Source organism: Paenibacillus sp. PvR133 (assembly GCF_017833155.1).
Classification (GTDB): Bacteria; Bacillota; Bacilli; order Paenibacillales; family Paenibacillaceae; genus Paenibacillus; species Paenibacillus polymyxa_B.
The window spans coordinates 3,355,817-3,373,221 of the sequence record NZ_JAFIBS010000001.1 but is presented as its reverse complement, the minus strand read 5'-3'; the positions used below and the strand labels follow the sequence as shown (position 1 = coordinate 3,373,221).

General features: G+C 44.3%; 13 protein-coding genes. 6 read left to right on the top strand and 7 right to left on the bottom strand.

What is annotated here, in order from left to right:
- Positions 1–9 precede the first annotated feature (9 nt).
- Together JOE49_RS14935 and JOE49_RS14930 are read right to left on the bottom strand one after the other, a co-directional pair.
- A complete protein-coding gene (locus tag JOE49_RS14935) occupies positions 10–630 on the bottom strand; it encodes a TraX family protein (protein ID WP_028542763.1) in 621 nt (206 codons plus the stop codon).
- A gap of 22 nt (positions 631–652) precedes the next feature.
- Complete coding sequence (locus JOE49_RS14930; RefSeq protein ID WP_034095015.1) at positions 653–1,363, bottom strand: CBS domain-containing protein; 711 nt, start codon at positions 1,361–1,363, stop codon at positions 653–655.
- A gap of 185 nt (positions 1,364–1,548) precedes the next feature.
- Between JOE49_RS14930 and fsa the strand changes: the two genes are divergently transcribed.
- From fsa to JOE49_RS14915, 3 genes are all read left to right on the top strand, one after another.
- The gene (fsa, locus tag JOE49_RS14925; RefSeq protein ID WP_013309811.1) at positions 1,549–2,196 is read left to right on the top strand and encodes a fructose-6-phosphate aldolase; all 648 of its coding nucleotides are present in this window, start codon (positions 1,549–1,551) and stop codon (positions 2,194–2,196) included.
- Between the two features lie 203 nt (positions 2,197–2,399).
- Positions 2,400–2,855 (top strand): MarR family winged helix-turn-helix transcriptional regulator, encoded by a 456-nt coding sequence (locus tag JOE49_RS14920; protein WP_023988117.1) that lies wholly within the window; start codon positions 2,400–2,402, stop codon positions 2,853–2,855.
- 1 nt (position 2,856) lies between these two features.
- Positions 2,857–4,056, top strand: a complete 1,200-nt coding sequence (locus tag JOE49_RS14915; RefSeq protein ID WP_075154062.1) for an MFS transporter — start codon at positions 2,857–2,859, stop codon at positions 4,054–4,056.
- 91 nt (positions 4,057–4,147) lie between these two features.
- On the opposite strand, the gene JOE49_RS14910 is transcribed toward JOE49_RS14915, so the two are convergent.
- Positions 4,148–5,458, bottom strand: a complete 1,311-nt coding sequence (locus tag JOE49_RS14910; RefSeq protein WP_028542766.1) for an MFS transporter — start codon at positions 5,456–5,458, stop codon at positions 4,148–4,150.
- A gap of 90 nt (positions 5,459–5,548) precedes the next feature.
- Positions 5,549–7,267 (bottom strand): methyl-accepting chemotaxis protein, encoded by a 1,719-nt coding sequence (locus JOE49_RS14905; RefSeq protein WP_076294894.1) that lies wholly within the window; start codon positions 7,265–7,267, stop codon positions 5,549–5,551.
- A gap of 270 nt (positions 7,268–7,537) precedes the next feature.
- Here JOE49_RS14905 and JOE49_RS14900 point away from each other — a divergent pair, with 270 nt between their 5' ends.
- Positions 7,538–8,491, top strand: coding sequence for a serine hydrolase domain-containing protein (locus JOE49_RS14900; protein WP_209941696.1), 954 nt, complete (start codon positions 7,538–7,540; stop codon positions 8,489–8,491).
- 143 nt (positions 8,492–8,634) lie between these two features.
- On the opposite strand, the gene yicI is transcribed toward JOE49_RS14900, so the two are convergent.
- Complete coding sequence (gene yicI / locus JOE49_RS14895; RefSeq protein WP_209941695.1) at positions 8,635–10,959, bottom strand: alpha-xylosidase; 2,325 nt, start codon at positions 10,957–10,959, stop codon at positions 8,635–8,637.
- Between the two features lie 181 nt (positions 10,960–11,140).
- On the opposite strand from yicI, the gene JOE49_RS14890 reads away from it, so the two are divergent.
- The gene (locus JOE49_RS14890; protein WP_209941693.1) at positions 11,141–12,061 is read left to right on the top strand and encodes an AraC family transcriptional regulator; all 921 of its coding nucleotides are present in this window, start codon (positions 11,141–11,143) and stop codon (positions 12,059–12,061) included.
- 15 nt (positions 12,062–12,076) lie between these two features.
- Here JOE49_RS14890 and brnQ read toward each other — a convergent pair whose 3' ends face one another.
- Entirely contained in the window at positions 12,077–13,435 is a 1,359-nt protein-coding gene (gene brnQ / locus JOE49_RS14885) for a branched-chain amino acid transport system II carrier protein (RefSeq protein ID WP_023988110.1), read from the bottom strand.
- A gap of 872 nt (positions 13,436–14,307) precedes the next feature.
- Between brnQ and JOE49_RS14880 the strand changes: the two genes are divergently transcribed.
- Complete coding sequence (locus JOE49_RS14880) at positions 14,308–15,582, top strand: oligosaccharide MFS transporter (RefSeq protein ID WP_071558907.1); 1,275 nt, start codon at positions 14,308–14,310, stop codon at positions 15,580–15,582.
- Between the two features lie 96 nt (positions 15,583–15,678).
- On the opposite strand, the gene JOE49_RS14875 is transcribed toward JOE49_RS14880, so the two are convergent.
- On the bottom strand, positions 15,679–17,382 hold the full coding sequence (locus JOE49_RS14875) for a methyl-accepting chemotaxis protein (protein WP_209941691.1): 1,704 nt from the start codon (positions 17,380–17,382) through the stop codon (positions 15,679–15,681).
- Positions 17,383–17,405 lie beyond the last annotated feature (23 nt).

Genomic DNA, 17,405 nt, shown 5'->3' with positions numbered 1-17,405 from the left:
AGATGTAGATTAGGGCCAGATGCGAATTGCCGCGATAACAGCCAGATGTACCGGGTAAAAGCTGCGCCACAACCAGCGCGGTACCCGACTATAAAATCCGCTCTCTCCCGTTGCAAAACATACGATCAGAATGCTGGACAGCAGACTAAAGTGTTGGAGATTTGCGTGGTGCACCATATCATACACAACGTTCAAAGCAAAATGGGCTGCAATCATCATATATGAGCGAGTGTATCGATAAATGAGAACCAGCAGTAGACCATAGGCCCCGTAATCCATCTGGCTGAACTCCATGACCAGAGCTGTAAGGACGTACAGACCCGTTACAGCCGCCCAATGCTTCAAGCGGGATGCAGCAGCCAGCGCGAGCAACGAGGCCAGTAGCGTCCAGATTACATTCGGTCTGTATACATCAAACGCCAGCATATAGGGCACCTGAGAAATCAGAGCCAGCCCGAGTAGACGGAGCATATAACTCCGCATATCTCGGGTACGGGTATACCCCATATACAGCGCGTAGGCATAGATTGGAAAAGCAAGTCTGCCGGCAATTCTCCAAGCCGGATCCGTCGGAAAAAACACAAGTCCGACATGGTCAATCAGCATCGTCAGCATGGCCAACCAATACATACAAGGCCCCCTTATTCATCTTTTACGTTTTTTCTTCTGTCAAGCTCAGAATGGCGTTCATGATGTCCGTTTTCGTAACCCGCCCTACCAACCCTTGAATTGGAGTTGAGGAGCTACATTGCTCGTCCAAAACTGGAAGACAATTGACCTGATGCCGAATCAGTCTTGATATCGCTTCCAGTAAAGAGTCTTCTGGAGCAAGCGTCGTCATTTGGGCCCGGCGCGTCATTGCCATGGTCACCGGGACGGTGTGAAGATCGGTATGCCCCAGCATGACCTTCAGCAAATCCTTGCGCGTAACAATTCCAATGAGCTCCTGCTCCTCCCCTGTGACCATCAGCGTGCCTGTATTTTGCTGAAACAGCATCAGCACCGCATCATAGGCGGTAGCGTCACCGGAAATCAAAATCGGATCACTAAGTATATCCGCCACAGTCAGCTTTTTGAGCATGTTGCCGATATGACTATCATATTTGGGGTAACGTCCTGGCAAGTAGCCTACCTTCGGCTTGGCATCCACCAGCCCGAGCATAACGAGCAGAGCAAGATCAGAACGGAGAGTCGGACGCGTCAGTCCCAGTGTTTCAGCAATTTTATCCCCTGTTACAGGTGCCAGACGCTGGACAATATCAACAATTTCCCGCTGTCTTTCAGACAGTTGAATAATGATTACCTCCTTATGAAGTGGGGTAGTATATATTATAAATGAGCATAGATCGGTAAATTTCAGCATCTTCCGACAATTCATCAAATTTTAATCATAGACAGCTTGTTTTCAAATTTAAAATGTGTCACAATTAAGGATGTAATACATACTAATTATAAGTTTAACGTGTGCAATATGCTACATTTAAGTGAACTATTGTACATCGCATGTGATATGTATTATGTATTATATAAACCTGAGGAGGAAATCAAATGAAATTTTTCTTGGATACTGGTAACATTGAAGAAATCAAACGTATTGAACGTTTGGGTCTGGTTGATGGTGTAACAACGAACCCTTCACTGATCGCTAAAGAAGGTCGAGTGTTCAAGGAAGTCATTCAGGAGATTTGCAGTATCGTTGAAGGTCCCGTAAGTGCTGAGGTTATTGGTCTGAAGGCTGAAGATATGCTAAAAGAAGCTTATGATATCGCCAAGTGGGCACCGAACGTGGTTATCAAGCTTCCTATGACCGAAGACGGCTTGTATGCTTGTAACGAGCTGACCAAAAACGGAATCAAAACGAATGTAACACTGATTTTCTCCGCGGCTCAAGGTTTGATGGCAGCCAAAGCTGGCGCTACTTTTATCAGCCCGTTCGTAGGACGTCTGGATGATATCGCTGTTGATGGTATGAAGCTGATTCGTGAACTGAGACAAATTTTGGACATTCATGGTCTGAAATCCGAAATCATCGCCGCATCCATCCGTAATATTAAGCATGTAGAAGATGCTGCTCTGTCTGGTGCACATATTGCCACCATTCCAGGTTCCTTGCTCCCTTCTCTGTGGAAACACCCGCTGACAGACAGTGGTATCGAACGCTTCCTGAAGGACTGGGAAACTGTACCTAAAGCTTAATTCGCCAGTCATGGCAAACGATATTGCATTAACCCAAACAGCCCGTATTTTACGGGCTGTTTTTATATTTTGGCTTTAGTGATGGCAGAATTAAAAACGCCGAACAACTTTTTTTGACAAAATAACTTGTTGTTCATATAATTGTTATAACAACTAATTGATTTCAAAGTAATTTATGTACGGGAAACAGAAAGGAGTACCTTATGAATAACTTGCCTCCCGATTGTTCCATTGGGATGTTGCTCGGGATTACTCACCGCAAAATGAGTCAGCAGCTCTTGCAGCGTCTCAAGCCTTATGATATTTCCCCAGAGCAATGGTCGGTTCTGTACCAAATCTATCAGGCTGAGGGTTTAAATCAGAAAGAAATTGCAGCTAAGGCCGTGAAGGACCAGCCGACCACGACTCGAATTATTGATTTATTAGACAAGAAGGGCTGGGTACGGCGTGTGAATAGCCCTCAGGATCGTCGAGCCTATTTACTTCATTTGACTGAAGCAGGCCGACAGCTTGTAAAAGAGATTCTTCCTATTGAATATGATGCCAATCACGATTTTGTAAGAAGAATTTCCTCAGCCGATCTGGAGCAATTCCGCCAGACTCTTTTACAAATTCACGCCAACATGACCGAATCAGAAAAACAAGGAGATAACGATTAATATGCAACAAAGCAAGCAACCTCTTTGGACCAAGGAATTTATTGTTCTTACGGTTTCCAATTTATTTTTGTTTTTGGAATTACAGATGATTCTATCCTCTATTCCTTCTTATGTGAAAAATACATTCCACGCTAGTTCCGTTCAGGTTAGTCTCGTTACCACTTTATTTGCTTTAAGTGCGATTGCGGCACGGCTCTTTTCCGCCCGTATGCTGGAAAAAGGGCATCGCAGCACTCTGATCTTCGTGGGGCTGCTGTTTGCATTGGCAGGAACGCTGGGGTACAGTGTTTCGCCGACGATTACAGTGCTGCTGCTCATGCGGATGTTATTCGGGATCGGCTTCGGTATGAGCAGTACGGCTTTTCCAACGATGGCCTCTGACGTCATCCCGTCCAAGCGCCTTGGTGAAGGAATGGGGTATTTTAGTTTATCCACCAGTCTAGCGATGTCGATTGGGCCGACCATTGGCATCTCAATGCTGCAATATGGGAGCTTTAACCTGCTCGCCTATACGACAGCAGCTGTCATTATTGTTATATTCCCTTTGGCTCACTGGCTCATTCGTACATTACCTAAGGGGCACATCGAACCCCCTATGATTCCTTTGGAAGAGGGGCGAAAACCGGCATTTAACCGTAAACTGTGGATTCCCGCCTTACTGAACATGCTGATGTCTATTACATATGGCGGATTACTCAGCTTTATGGCGCTTTACGGAAATGAAGCAAATCTGGCGCACCCGGCTTATTTTTTCCTGTTTAATGCGGTTTCCGTGCTGATTGTGCGTCCCTTCTCGGGCCGTATTTATGACAAAAAAGGAGCAAAAGCACTGCTCATCCCCGGCTCCCTCTTTTTAATTGGCGGTCTGCTCCTGCTTTCCTACGCGCACAGTGATGATTTCATGTATGTGTCGGCTCTTTGCTACGGTATCGGATTTGGTGTGATGCAGCCAACCCTGCAAACCTGGATGATTCAGATTGTATCTCCTAAACAAAGAGGCATGGCAAATGGTATGTTTCTCAATTCCCTCGATTTCGGGGTTGCAGCCGGTGCGCTTATACTTGGCATTATTGCCAAAGCAAGTGATTATGCGTGGATGTACCGCCTTTCCTCGCTGTTTATTGTACTGTTTTTGCTGATCTATGTTATACAAATCATCGCAAGCCGTAAGCCTAAATCGCATGTTTCTCTCAATGGGTAAAGCTATTGTTTTCAAATACATTTAGTTTATAACTGCTTATAATCAAAAGCACCCGTTGCCATGGTTGTGTGGACAACGGGTGCTTTTTCATTTATTTCGCAGGAGTTTTGCGTTTTAGCTTGGAAGAAAGAGGCTTTTCTCGGGCCACCCCTGTTAGCTCCTCATTTACACTCATACGGTCACTGGATTTGTCATCTGTTGGTTCATCCTGCTTGGGTTTGACCGCAAATAGCATCAGCAGAGCTGCAATGCCTCCCACTGCGGCCATCACGCCAAAGAGCAGACCATGTCCACTGCGACCCAGCAGCAAGGAAACAACCGGAGGGCCTAGCGATACCCCGACAAAGCGCATGCTGCTGTACAACGAAGTAATGGTTCCGCGCTCCTCTTTTTCAATTCCCTTCGTAATCAGGGCATCCAAACAAGGCAATGCGAGCCCAATTCCGCCTCCCCCTAACGTAAACAACCCAATCACCGCATAAATATGTTGAAGAAATCCGAGAATGGCAAAGCTGATCGTCAATATGGCCAAACCGCTGAAACCGATCCATTTCATGCGCTTTTTGTGCTTGCCGATAATCTTGCCTCCTACATAAGAGCACAGACAGAGGGAAATAAGCGGAATGGCCAGCACAAAACCTTTCCAGACTCCACGGAGGTTGTAACGACTTTCTAGTATGTCGGATAAGTAAAACAAGACGCCAAAAATGACAAACATGCAAATACCGCCCATAGCGAAAATAGCATAGAGCCAGCGTCCTTTTTCAGCAAGCACCCGCTTCACATTTCCCACAAACTCTCGAAACATAATCGGTTGGTTCTTACGTTTGGGCACATGGATCAGCCAAAGCACCAAAATGAGCGAAATCAGACAGAGTCCTGGAATTACTGCCAATGGCAAAAACCATAGAACTGCTCCCAACGCGGCACCGAGGATCGGACTTAACACTTTACCGAATGTGTTGTAGGTCTCGACGACGCCCAGGTTCTTGCTGGCCTCATCCTCGTTTTCGTACAAATCACCTACAAGCGGAATGACAATAGGAAAAGCCCCTGCCGCTCCCGCACCCTGAAGTAGACGGCCTCCAATTATGGTCCAGTATGCTGCCGAATCGTGAAGCAGCCATGCTCCCGCCGCAGAAATCCCCCCTCCAATCACAGTCAGAATCAGACAGGGAACAATCACCGCCTTACGGCCAAATCGGTCGGAGAGATAGCCCGCAATCGGTATCAGTAAAATGGCCACTACCGCATATACTGTAATCAACATGCTAATCCGAAAAGAGCTTACATGTAGCTTACGTCCGATTTCCGGTAAAACAGGAATCAGCATGGAATTACCCAGCGTCATCATCAGCGGGATGGAACCTAACGCAAGCAGATTCCCTTTATTTTGTTGCATCCCGTTACCACCTTTGCAAAAGTAATAACACAGCTGTTCTGATTCGTTCAACAGATGTTATTGTGTTTACATTGGTGGGGATTTATGCGGTTACACTTTAAATCCACCGACCCTTGCATTCAGCAGTTGCGACATATCCGCCAGTGTATGAATAGATGATGCAATTTCCTCCATGGAAGCCAGCTGCTCTTCAGCTGCCGCACTGACGCTCTGGGTTCCCCCTGCCGACTGCTCTGCTACTTCACGTATGCGTTCCACCGCTTCCACCATTCGCTCGGAACCGCCGGACATCTGTTCTACAGACCGATTTACACTGTGAATCTGTTCGCTGACCAGTTGAATGGAACTTCCAATCTGACGAAATGCGGTTTCTGCGGATTGCATAACCTTTACGCCAGACTGCACTTCAACCGTCCCTGTCTGCATACTGGAAGCGACATTTCCAACATGCTCCTGAATATTTTGCACAAATTGTGTGATTTCTGCTGCTGAAACCGATACCTGCTCGGCCAATCTTCTTACCTCAGAGGCTACAACTGCAAATCCTTTGCCCTGCTCTCCGGCTCTTGCCGCTTCAATCGACGCGTTGAGCGCCAGCATTCCTGTCTGTTTGGCTATCCCAGTAATAACAGCTCCGATCATGCCAATCTGTTCGGCCTGTTCACTAAGTGAACGTACAGCACGTGCAGAGCTGTCTACACTTTCGCTTACCTTCTCCATCTGAAGCATAGCCTGACCTATAGATTGTTCTCCTGCTTCTGCATCTTTAGCGGCTGTATCAGACAACTCATACACCTGCTGGCTCGTAGCTGCAATATGCTCCAGTTCGTGGGCTAGCTCTTTTACGGTATCTGTAGTTTGTGTAATATCATCGACCTGATGCTCCATACCAGCCGCTAGCTCTTCCATTACACCGGAAGTATGACGATTGGCCTGATTCATTTCCTCTGTACTTACGCTAACCCGCTCTGCGGTTACGGTTAATGTACGCGCCGTATCCTGAGCATCCACTATAATACTGCGGAACCCCTCAATAAGCTTGTTGTAGGAGCTTGCAATCATACCGATTTCGTCTTTGGACGTAATATCCAGTCGGCTACGCAAATCTCCCCCACCTTCAGACATTTCCAACAGCTGCTCATTCATATGGTGTAATGGACGAATTGAACGAATCAAAACGATGGATTGAACAATACTGTAAATGATAACTAGAAGTCCTACAATACTCGTAATCAAGGATGTATTCGTCATCGTTTGGTGCGCTTGCTGTACTTTCACCGTTACCATATCTTCTTGAGCTTTGACAAAGGCTACTACCTTGGTATCAAGTTGCTTACGCAACACCCGTTCGTTTTCAAAATCATCGAGCAAATCAGAAAATGGCGGGAAAGCATCGTCTCTTGTACTCTGATACCCCGCTGTAGTCAGTAAACGATGAACTTGATTCATGTAAGTATTAATCCCCGTCTTGAGATCAGTCATTTTTTTCTTAGAATCCTCATTACCTGTATTAAGCAGAGCTTCTGTCTCCTGTAGCAACTTTGCAACTTCACTTTGCTTGTTTCCGATCTCTCGCCCGTACTGTTCATCACGAGTTAGCAAATATGCCCGCTCATCATTAGATATGCCGTTTAACAAAAATTGAAGAGACTTCGAGTTATACGCAATAGCCTCTTCACGACTCATAATATCCTTGTACTCATTCTCACTATGTACGCTTAAAATGTAATTGGTCAGCAGCATAGCTGCAATCACACTCGGAATCAGTATCGCGCTAAGAATCATTTTGGCCTTTATTGTTAAATTCATGAATCGGTCCCCCAGTTATTTCTGAATAAAATGTCCAACTTACTATATATCGTTTTATTCGATTGTTTTTTTGAATGAAACAGAAAAAGTGTATAGATTTTTAAATATACTTGTGTCTATTCAGTGAACATATATATCTTTTTTAATATCAAAGAACAAAAAAATTCAAAATTAGTAAATGAACTGTTTTCAGTTTGTACTCTTCGAATTTCGGACTATTAAAATGATATACTATGTATTGCTATGCCATAAGCCTCAAGGAGGATCTGCATGAAAAGTCTGGAACTAAAACCGCTTATTCACGTACTTAACGAATTGGAAACCCGCAGCTGCCTTATTGAGCAGCAGGGTAACATGATCATGAATTACTATCGTGAACCTCAAATTGCTAATGAACTCTATAAAATAAATTCCTGTACCAAAAGCGTGATTTCCGCATTAGTTAGTATCGCTATGGACCAGCAACGGGGACCGAAACCGGAGACGCCGATCCTCGAATTCTTTCCCCAGTTGGCCACAGATAGTGATTCTCGTAAGCGTGATATTACGATTGAACATCTGCTGACGATGTCCGCAGGCTTTAACTGGACGGAATTTGGCGGACAAAATTCTTTTCCTACCATGAGCAAAACGTCAGACTGGGTGCAATTTGTGCTTTCACAGCCATTATCGGATGTGCCAGGTACGCGAATGGAATACAGTTCTGGCTGTTCTCAACTTTTGGCCACCATACTACGTAATGTTTCTGGACAAACAGTTGCTGAATTTGCCGAGCAGCAATTATTCCAACCGCTCGGTATCGAAAGCTATCATTGGGAAACCGATCCTCAGGGTACTCATACGGGTGGATTCGGACTGCATCTCAGGCCGATGGACATGCTCAAATTCGGGCGGCTTTATCTGAACCAAGGAGGCTGGGAAGGACGGCAGATCATCCAAACAGAGACAGTCCGATATTCAACCCGTCCGTTTCTTCCTGCTGCCAAACCACAAAAGGCATTTTACGGCTGGCACTGGTGGACTTCTTCCTTTTCAGATGAAACAGAGATAGGAACTGAAACGGACTATTTTTACGCTCTCGGCTTTGGTGGGCAATATATTGTTGTCGTCCCGTCGTATGACATGGTTGTTGTCGTTACCGCTGATAGATTTAAAAAGAAAAGGACTCCTGTAGATATTTTCCAGCAGTATATTGTACCGCTGCTACTCCAGCAGAATAAATAGGAATAAATACCAAAGCTAAAAGTTGCAACTGGTCTCTATCAAAAATCTGCATCAAAAAAGGCTTGCCTATTGGATCAGGCAAGCCCTTTTTTGCATATAATCGCTACATTATGACATACTTCATCCACTTTCTAGCGCCTTACCTAGCCCAAGTGAATAGTAAGCTCTTGCTGTCCGCTGGAAGCTGGTGTAATGATTACACCCTGTTCTCCCGACTGGCTGCTGCCTTCCTCCACTTGAACAGCCTCGTGGATACCGCGCAGGACTATCGACCATGGTTTAACAGCACCTTCTGCCTTCACCGTAATGACAGAATTCTTGCGGCTAGCAGTAACCGTTAGCTCCTCTTCACCTGACGTATTCACGATAATCGTTCGAGCCTGTTGCCCCTCACCAAGTTCAAACAAATGAAGCGCCACTTGATCAGCATAATCATAATCCGGACGACTGTTCTCATGACCGATTGCCAAAAGTGTGTTCGGCTTCACGAGCACAGGCAAAGTTGTAAAATCATGATGCTCGTTAACCCAACGACCACCTAACACGCTCTCATTCGTAAGTAAATTTGTCCACTTACCCTCTGGTACATAATACTGCACATTGCCTTCTTTATTAAAGATCGGGGCTACCAAAATGGAATCCCCCAGCATGTATTGCAGATCCAGCGTTGCACAGGTTGGGTCCTGCGGGAATTCCAATACCATAGCCCGCATCATCGGCAGTCCCTTTACTGAGGATTCCACAGCAGAAGGATACAGGTATGGCATTAGCGAGCATTTGAGTTTTGTAAAGCTACGCACCACGTCGACTGATTCTTCATCAAACAGCCAAGGCACGCGATAGGATTCGTTTCCGTGCAGACGGCTATGAGAGGACAGAAGCCCGAATTGTACCCACCGTTTGTACACGTCCGGCGCAGCCGTTAACTCAAAGCCGCTAATATCATGGCTCCAGAAGCCGAAGCCGCTCAAACCAAGCGACAAACCGCCTCGCAAGGATTCCGCCATCGACTCATACGTAGACGAGCAGTCTCCGCCCCAGTGAACCGGGAACTGTTGCCCCCCGGCTGTAGCGGAACGTGCAAATAGTGCGGCTTCATTTTTACCCAGCTTTTCCTCCAGCACATCAAATACAGCCTTGTTGTACAAATGCGTATAATAATTATGCATCTTCATTGGATCAGAGCCGTCATGATATACCACATGGGTAGGGATGCGCTCGCCAAAATCAGTTTTAAAGCAATCCACCCCCTGATCTACCAACACCTTCAGCTTATCCTGGTACCAGCCGACTGCAGCCGGATTCGTGAAGTCAACCAGCCCCATCCCCGCCTGCCACATGTCCCATTGCCACACGCCGCCATCGGCGGTTTTGACCAGATAACCATTCTCCATGCCTTCATCGAACAAAATGGATTTTTCCGCAATATACGGATTGATCCATGCACAAATTTTGAGGCCCTTTGCCTTCAATCTCTGCAGCATGCCTTCCGGGTCCGGGAACATATCTTGATCCCACTGGAAATCGCACCATTGGTATTCCTTCATCCAGAAGCAGTCAAAATGGAATACCGAGAGTGGCAGATCTCGCTCAGCCATCCCGTCCACAAAATGGTTCACTGTCGCTTCATCATAATCTGTTGTGAACGAAGTGGTCAGCCACAAACCAAAGGTCCAGGCTGGTGGTAATGCAGGCTTACCCGTCAGCTTGGTGTAATTGTCCAGTACTTCTTTAGGGTTAGCTCCACCAATAATAAAATACTCTAACGATTCGCCGGAGACGCTAAACTGAACCTTTGATACATTTTCCGATGCAATCTCATAGGATACCTTTTCTGGATGGTTGACGAACACACCATACCCTTTATTAGATAGATAGAATGGAATGTTTTTATATGCCTGCTCACTGCTAGTCCCGCCATCTTCATTCCAGATATCAACCACCTGGCCATTTTTTACGAATGGAGTGAAACGCTCTCCAAGTCCGTATACGTACTCACCGATGCCCAACTCCAGCTGTTCCCGGAAAAAAGGCTGATCCTGCGGGTCTGTAATATAGCCTGGTCCCCGATGTCCGCTGCCTGTGACTTTGCGATCCTCGACATAAAAGCCTACATCCCAGCTCTTCCCACGGCCGACTCGCACACTCAGATCGCCGCTTTTCAGTACCGCTACGTCCTCCTCCACCGTAATGTCTACCTCTGTTGGCAAGGTGTGAATTTCAAAATTCGGTCCCTGATGCACCCGTCCCTTATGGTGGTTCAGACGCACCTGAATGACATTCGGCATAGGCGAGCTGTAGGTCGCTTTCAGCAACGCTCCGTTCAACGTATCTCCTTTATGCTCGATCCGGTGGGTGGCTGCATATACCGTCATGGAAGCATCGTCCGTCACAATATCACGGATTTCAGCAGGATTTTGTATTTCATAGCCCTTGCGAACCATCCAATAGCCATCAGTAAATTTCATTTGTTTCTTCCTCCGCTTCAATCTTTATTTTCTTAATCCCAAATCGCTTGTTGGATTTTTTCGAAATCCTTACTATAATAATATTGATTTATGTAAGGGTTTACTTCGTTTATTTTGACGTATTGTATCAATATTTTGATGTTTTCTATTTAAATCAGTTTGCGGAAAAGGAGTCATAGAAATGCAAAGAGAAATGTTGCGGGAAAACCGCATTCATGGCAATCCCATGTACCCAGTCAGCGTATACCCAAGCGTGGAGCAGTTGAACGGAAATAGTATACTGGAGTCTCATTGGCATGAAGAGATGGAGTTTATCATAGTCGAACAGGGGAGCGCCGTATTTCAGACGGATATGGTCTATACGGAGGTGAACGAAGGTGAAGCTCTTTTTGTCAACAGTGGTGAGCTTCACGCAGGTTATTTACAAAAAAGCGCTCGTTGCATATTTTCTGCGGTGGTGTTTCACCCCGACATGCTGCACAGCCGCACGCAGGATACGGTGCAAACACAGTTTATTGACCCATTTATCAGTAAAAAGCTTGTCCCTCCCCCTCACATTCGTGGCGTGCAGCCCTGGGAGCAAGAGGTGCTGGCTGGATTGCGACACATTATCACCAGCCATGAGCAGAATGCGCCTGCCCGTGAACTGGCGACCAAGGCGCAGCTCTATAGCATGATCGCCTGTCTGTACCCACACATGACCCCCGCTAACGGAGAGGATGTGATTATGGCAGGGCAACGCAATAAAGTTGAACGGATCAAAAAAGCGCTGGTGTATATTAACAGTCATGCTCATGAGCCTATACGTTTACGGGAGATCGCAGATGAGATTGGAATGAGTGAGGGGCATTTTTGCCGTTTTTTTAAGCAGATGGTTCAGAAAAGCCCGGTAGAATATATTAACTATCATCGGATTCAAAAGGCTTGCAGGTTGCTGGAGCAAAGTGATCGCAAAGTGGTTGATATTGCGCTGGATGTTGGTTTTGACAATCTAAGCTATTTTATTGCGACCTTTAAAAAATGGAACGGCCTGACCCCTTCGCAGTACCGTAAGCAGCACGAAGCAGATCAGGCGCTTGCTGTCCCTTATATAACAGACTAATATGCATAGGATAAATCATTTATTTTTTTTGGGCTTCATAAGTACTAAAATTATTTTTCTTCCTCTTAACTTAGTAAATATGTAGCCAGCTACGCCTCCTAAAACAGAGGGAATTAACCACCCTAACCCTACATTATATAATGGAAGAAGATGAGTGAAAAAATCATTAATTACATTAATTTTTATTCCAGCAGCATTCAAGCCATCAAATAAACTAATGATAAAGGTTAATATCAAACTGCCTTGATATACTTCTGACCTTCCTTTAAATACGGGATGTAAAAAAGTTAAAAATATTAGAGAAATAGCAATAGGATATATTGCCATTAATACTGGCGTTGAAACCTTAATGAGCTGTGTTAAACCTATGTTGGCTACAAGGGTACTAAATATAGATAACATGAGAGCAACTCTTTTGTAAGAGACTTTTGGAAATAATCCATGAAAAAAGGAAGAGCAGGAAGTGATAAGCCCCACACTTGTCGTTAAACACGCTACTGTAATCATTAAGCCTAATAGAATAGAACCATAAGATCCAAAATAATAGGAGGAAACCTTAGCTAACACCTCAGCCCCATTTCCTAAAACACCCAATTTTTCAACGCTAGAAGCTCCCATGTATGAAAGAGACGTATAGATAAAAGCTAAGAGTATAACCGCAATTGCTATCGCTTTGGCACAAATGATCATCAACTCTTTTTTGGAAGTAACTCCTCTATCCTTAATTGCATTCACAATGATAATTCCAAAAATAAAGGCTACAAGAGCGTCCAATGTTAAATACCCCTCTTGAAAGCCTTTGAAAAAGACATTCGATGTATAACCCTCCGCAGGTTCTTGGAACTTTCCTATTGGGTGAATAATAGCTACAATCACAAGTAATCCAATGAATGTCAATTTAATGGGTGTTAAAAACTTTCCGATTACATCAATAATTTTTGTAGGATTAAGTGATAACAAACATGCAACTGCAAAAAAAAGGATAGTAAATACAAAAAGTGCGACAGGATGATCTGCATTGTTTGAAAAAAAAGGTTTTACTCCAATTTCAAATGACACACTACCGGTTCTAGGAATTGCATATAAAGGCCCGATGGCTAGATAAAGAATAGTTGTAAAGACAATGCCGAATACAGGATGTACACGACTCGCTAAAGTTTGCAAATTGCTTTTGCCCGAAAAAACAAAGGCTGTGACGGCTAGTAATGGTAAGCCAACTCCAGTAACCAAGAAACCTGCATTGGCTATCCATACATTCTTTCCAGCCATTTGCCCAAGCATAGGTGGAAAGATTAGATTCCCTGCACCAAAAAATAAGGCAAATAGCATTGATCCTATAATGATAATAAAGGACGAAGAAACACTTTTCGACATAATAAATCCTCCAACTACGAATTCACAACATTTTGTTTTTATTCGTTTTCTCTTTAATTTGTATAATATATGTTAATAGGGACGTAGCCCATGTTGCATCCAAAGAACGGTATCTGAATGCCTAGAGTATGTAATCTGGTGCTTTTCACAAATAATGCTCAGTTCGATCTAAATGCCATCACCAATCAGGGACAGCCATCCGCTCCCCCCTTCTGACTAGTGTAGGGTGATAACCTGTCCCTTAGGGTGAGTGGGTTTCGTCTTAACTCATCGTTACACAATACTTTATATACGATCACTGTTTCAAGTAACTTTGTACTTGCAAAATGAATCACTTCATCCCCTTGCTTTTACAATTATGATGCCCCCCTATGTTTCTCCTCCTACTTAGTGAGCTTAATGAACTATAAGGGAATTTTACACTTAGGACTTATTTCTTACAAGACGTAGATGTAGTTACACACACCCGGTAGGTCTCGTAAAAGTTTTTAATTAGTTCAAACACCCATGTAACAGCATATTCTCATGTTACCGTCATATCGCTTACATCAAGAGCTACCTGGTTGCTTTTGGATAAAGAAAGTGAGTTAACTCTCAAGCGTTCGCTATGTTAGATTTCTTTAAAATCATACGCATTCTTCATCTCTGTTCGAAAGAGTAATACATAATCTGTTTTGTATATTTTACCATATTTAATCCATATCAGGATCGGCTGTTTTATTCGAATTATCAACTGATTGTAATAAGCACAGGAAATCTTGGGAAAATGCCCTATGGAAGCATCTGAATAATCCTTACAATTAATAGTACAGACAATGCATATTGACGTTGTATACAATTTGAGCCGCTACAATTTAAAGGGGTGCTTAAACATGATGAATTTGGCAAAACGCAACTATTGGTCTTTGAGTATTTTTAACTTCGCTTATCTGTTTACATGGTCTGCCGCCATGTCTTTTTTTGTCATTTGGCTGGGACAAAGCCTGGGAATTTCAGAAACCTACACGGGATTTCTATACGCGGCTAATTCAATCGTCGCCTTGATCATGCAGCCCCTGTTCGGTTACTTATCTGACAAGCTGGGCTTGAGAAAACATCTGCTGTACATACTCTTTACAATCCTTTTGCTCGTCGGACCCTTTTTTATCTATGTGTACGGTCCATTGCTTCAAACGCAGTTCGTCATTGGTGCCATTGTTGGTGCGCTATTTATCGGCCTGGTGTTTAATGCAGGTAACGGTGTCGTCGATTCGTATATGGACAAAGTTTCGCGTAAATATGGCTTTGAATACGGACGGGTTCGTATGTGGGGTTCGCTCGGATGGGCGGCGGCTACTTTTGTTGCTGGACGGGTCATCAATATCAATGTAAATCTGACCTTCTGGATCGCCTCGGTATCTGCCATTGTTGCCATGATCTGCATCTTCCTGACCAAAGTCGAAATTTCCGGACAGGAGCAGCAGAAAACAGAATCGTTAAAGCTAATTGATGTACTGCATCTCGTACGTACCAAAAAGTTCTGGTTTCTTATGCTATTCATGGTTGGCGTGACCCAAATTTATGAGGTATATGACCAACAGTTTGCCACATACTTCGTATCGCAGTTCAGTTCCAAAGCGGAAGGAAATCAATTCCTTGGCGATTTGAGCGCTGTGCAAGTTTTCCTGGAATTTGTGTTCCTTTTCGTTACCCCTTGGTTTGTGAACAAAACGACCGCCAAATGGGCATTAATTATTGCCGGGTCGATTATGTCTTTGCGTATTATCGGCTCTTCGTTGCCATTCGGTTCCATATGGGTCGCTGCAATGAAGATGATTCACTCCCTGGAGAAACCGCTTATTCTGGTAGCCATCTTCAAATATATTACCGTTAACTTTGACCAGCGCCTGTCCTCCACCATGTACCTGCTGTATTTGTTTATGGGCTCCCTGGTGGTTTCCATTTTCTCGCCCATTGTCGGGCATATGTATGAAGTATTAAATTTCCCGATTACCTATGTAATTCTGGGTTCCATTGCAGGCCTGTTCACCATCATATCCTGCTTTACACTGACAGCAGACAAGAAGAATGGGGAACGGTATCTGGAGGAACGCCGTAAACAAGATTTGAAAAGAGCAAACAAAAAAGCTGAAGCAGTTCATTCGTAATCTAATGGTTTGAGCTTAACAGAACAGCGGCAGTCTAGGACTTGTTTTTCTCGTCCAAGGCTGCCGCTCTTAAATCCAGTTAATTTGAAGCTTATTTTAAATCTTGAATACCGACACCGTTTGATTCATCTCTTCCGCCCGCTTGGCAAGCATGTTAGCACCTGCAGACACTTCCTGCATGGAAGCGGTAGTTTCCTCGACCACGCTTGCGACTGTTTGAGTAGAATCGGCTGCACGTTCGGAGATTTCAGCAATTTTTCTCATAGATTCCACCATAGAAACGGTTCCTTCATTTACAGATCTTGCTTCTACAGCCGCAGTGTCCACCTCACCGCTCACTTCTTCAACGGCACCTACAATCTCAGAAAAGACGTTACCGACACCTTCGACAAGCATCATACCTTCATTCAGAGATTGAACACCTTCATTCATTGAAATCACAACTTCATCTGTTCTTAAGGTAATTTCGTTGACGAGCGAAGAGATCTTGCCTGTTGCTTCACTTGCTTGTGCCGACAGATTGCGTACTTCATAAGCGACAACCGCAAACCCTTTTCCCTGCTCTCCCGCCCTCGCAGCTTCTATACTCGCATTTATTGAAAGCAAGTTGGTTCGGGCTGCTATTTCACGGATCATAGCTGTGATCTGTCTGATCTCCGCAGACTTTTCTCCTAGAATATTTACCACTTCAGCGGATTGAGTTACCTTGGTATGCACATCTCTTATTTGGGAGACAGTCGAAGACATTTGGGTTTTCCCGTTGTTTGCTTTTTCTTGTGCTTGGGTTGTGAGATTAGCCACATGAACAAAGCGATTCGTTATGTTGTCTACACTTTTAGAAACGTCTACCGTGTAATTCAGCGTTTCAGCTATATCTGAAAGCTGTGTCTGAGATCCCTCTGCAACTTGAGTGGCACTTATAGCTATCTGCTCGGTAGCGATGCTTGTCTGTTCCGCACTGGCCGTTAACTGTTCAGCCGTAGAGGCAACCAGTAAGGAATTATCCACGACTTCTTTTAAAAGGTTACGCAGTGAATCGCACATTTCATTAAAATCGGATGCCAGTTCCCCGACCTCATCTTTTGATCGGATCCTAAGGGGTTCCACTTGCAGGTTCCCCCCGGTTACCAGCTTCATCTGTTCCGCTATCTTTAATATGGGCTTAGTGAACGATTGAGCCAGTAAAAAAGAACCGATAATCCCAAGGATTGTACATATGATAGTCAGAGAAATCATAAACAGTTTACCTGAATAGTAGGAATCACTCGATTGATTAGCTGCATCCGTGGCGTACTGCTCATTAAGTAGCTTCAGTTTATTTACATCGTCTAATGCTGCCTTATAAATAGAAGAATTTCCATGAATGATCATGTAGGCCATCACTTTGTCGTTTTCTTCCATGGCAGCGGAAACCACCTTTAGATGGCGAAGATACATTGCCCACTGACCATAAAAGTTGGTGAACAGTTCTTTTTCCTCTGCCGTAGAGGCTAAACTTTGATATTCATTTACACGCTTATCCATTGAAGCTGTAGCTTTGGTTAGTTCTTCTTGGTAAGTGCTGCGAACGGCAGCATCCTCTTCGAGTATCAGTCGAACGGTGAGTCTATCGATTTCTGTAATCTGCTTATCCATACCTTGAAGAAGAATAACCGCAGGTAAAGACTTGTTATTTACCTTATCAGAAGCCTCCCCCATTTCCGACATCTTAATGACGCCTATTACACTTGAAAGGGACAGTACGATAACCAGTATGAGCGCTGCACTAATTATTTTTTTCTTTAGCGTTAATTTAAACATCTTTATCTTCCTCCCGTGACTGG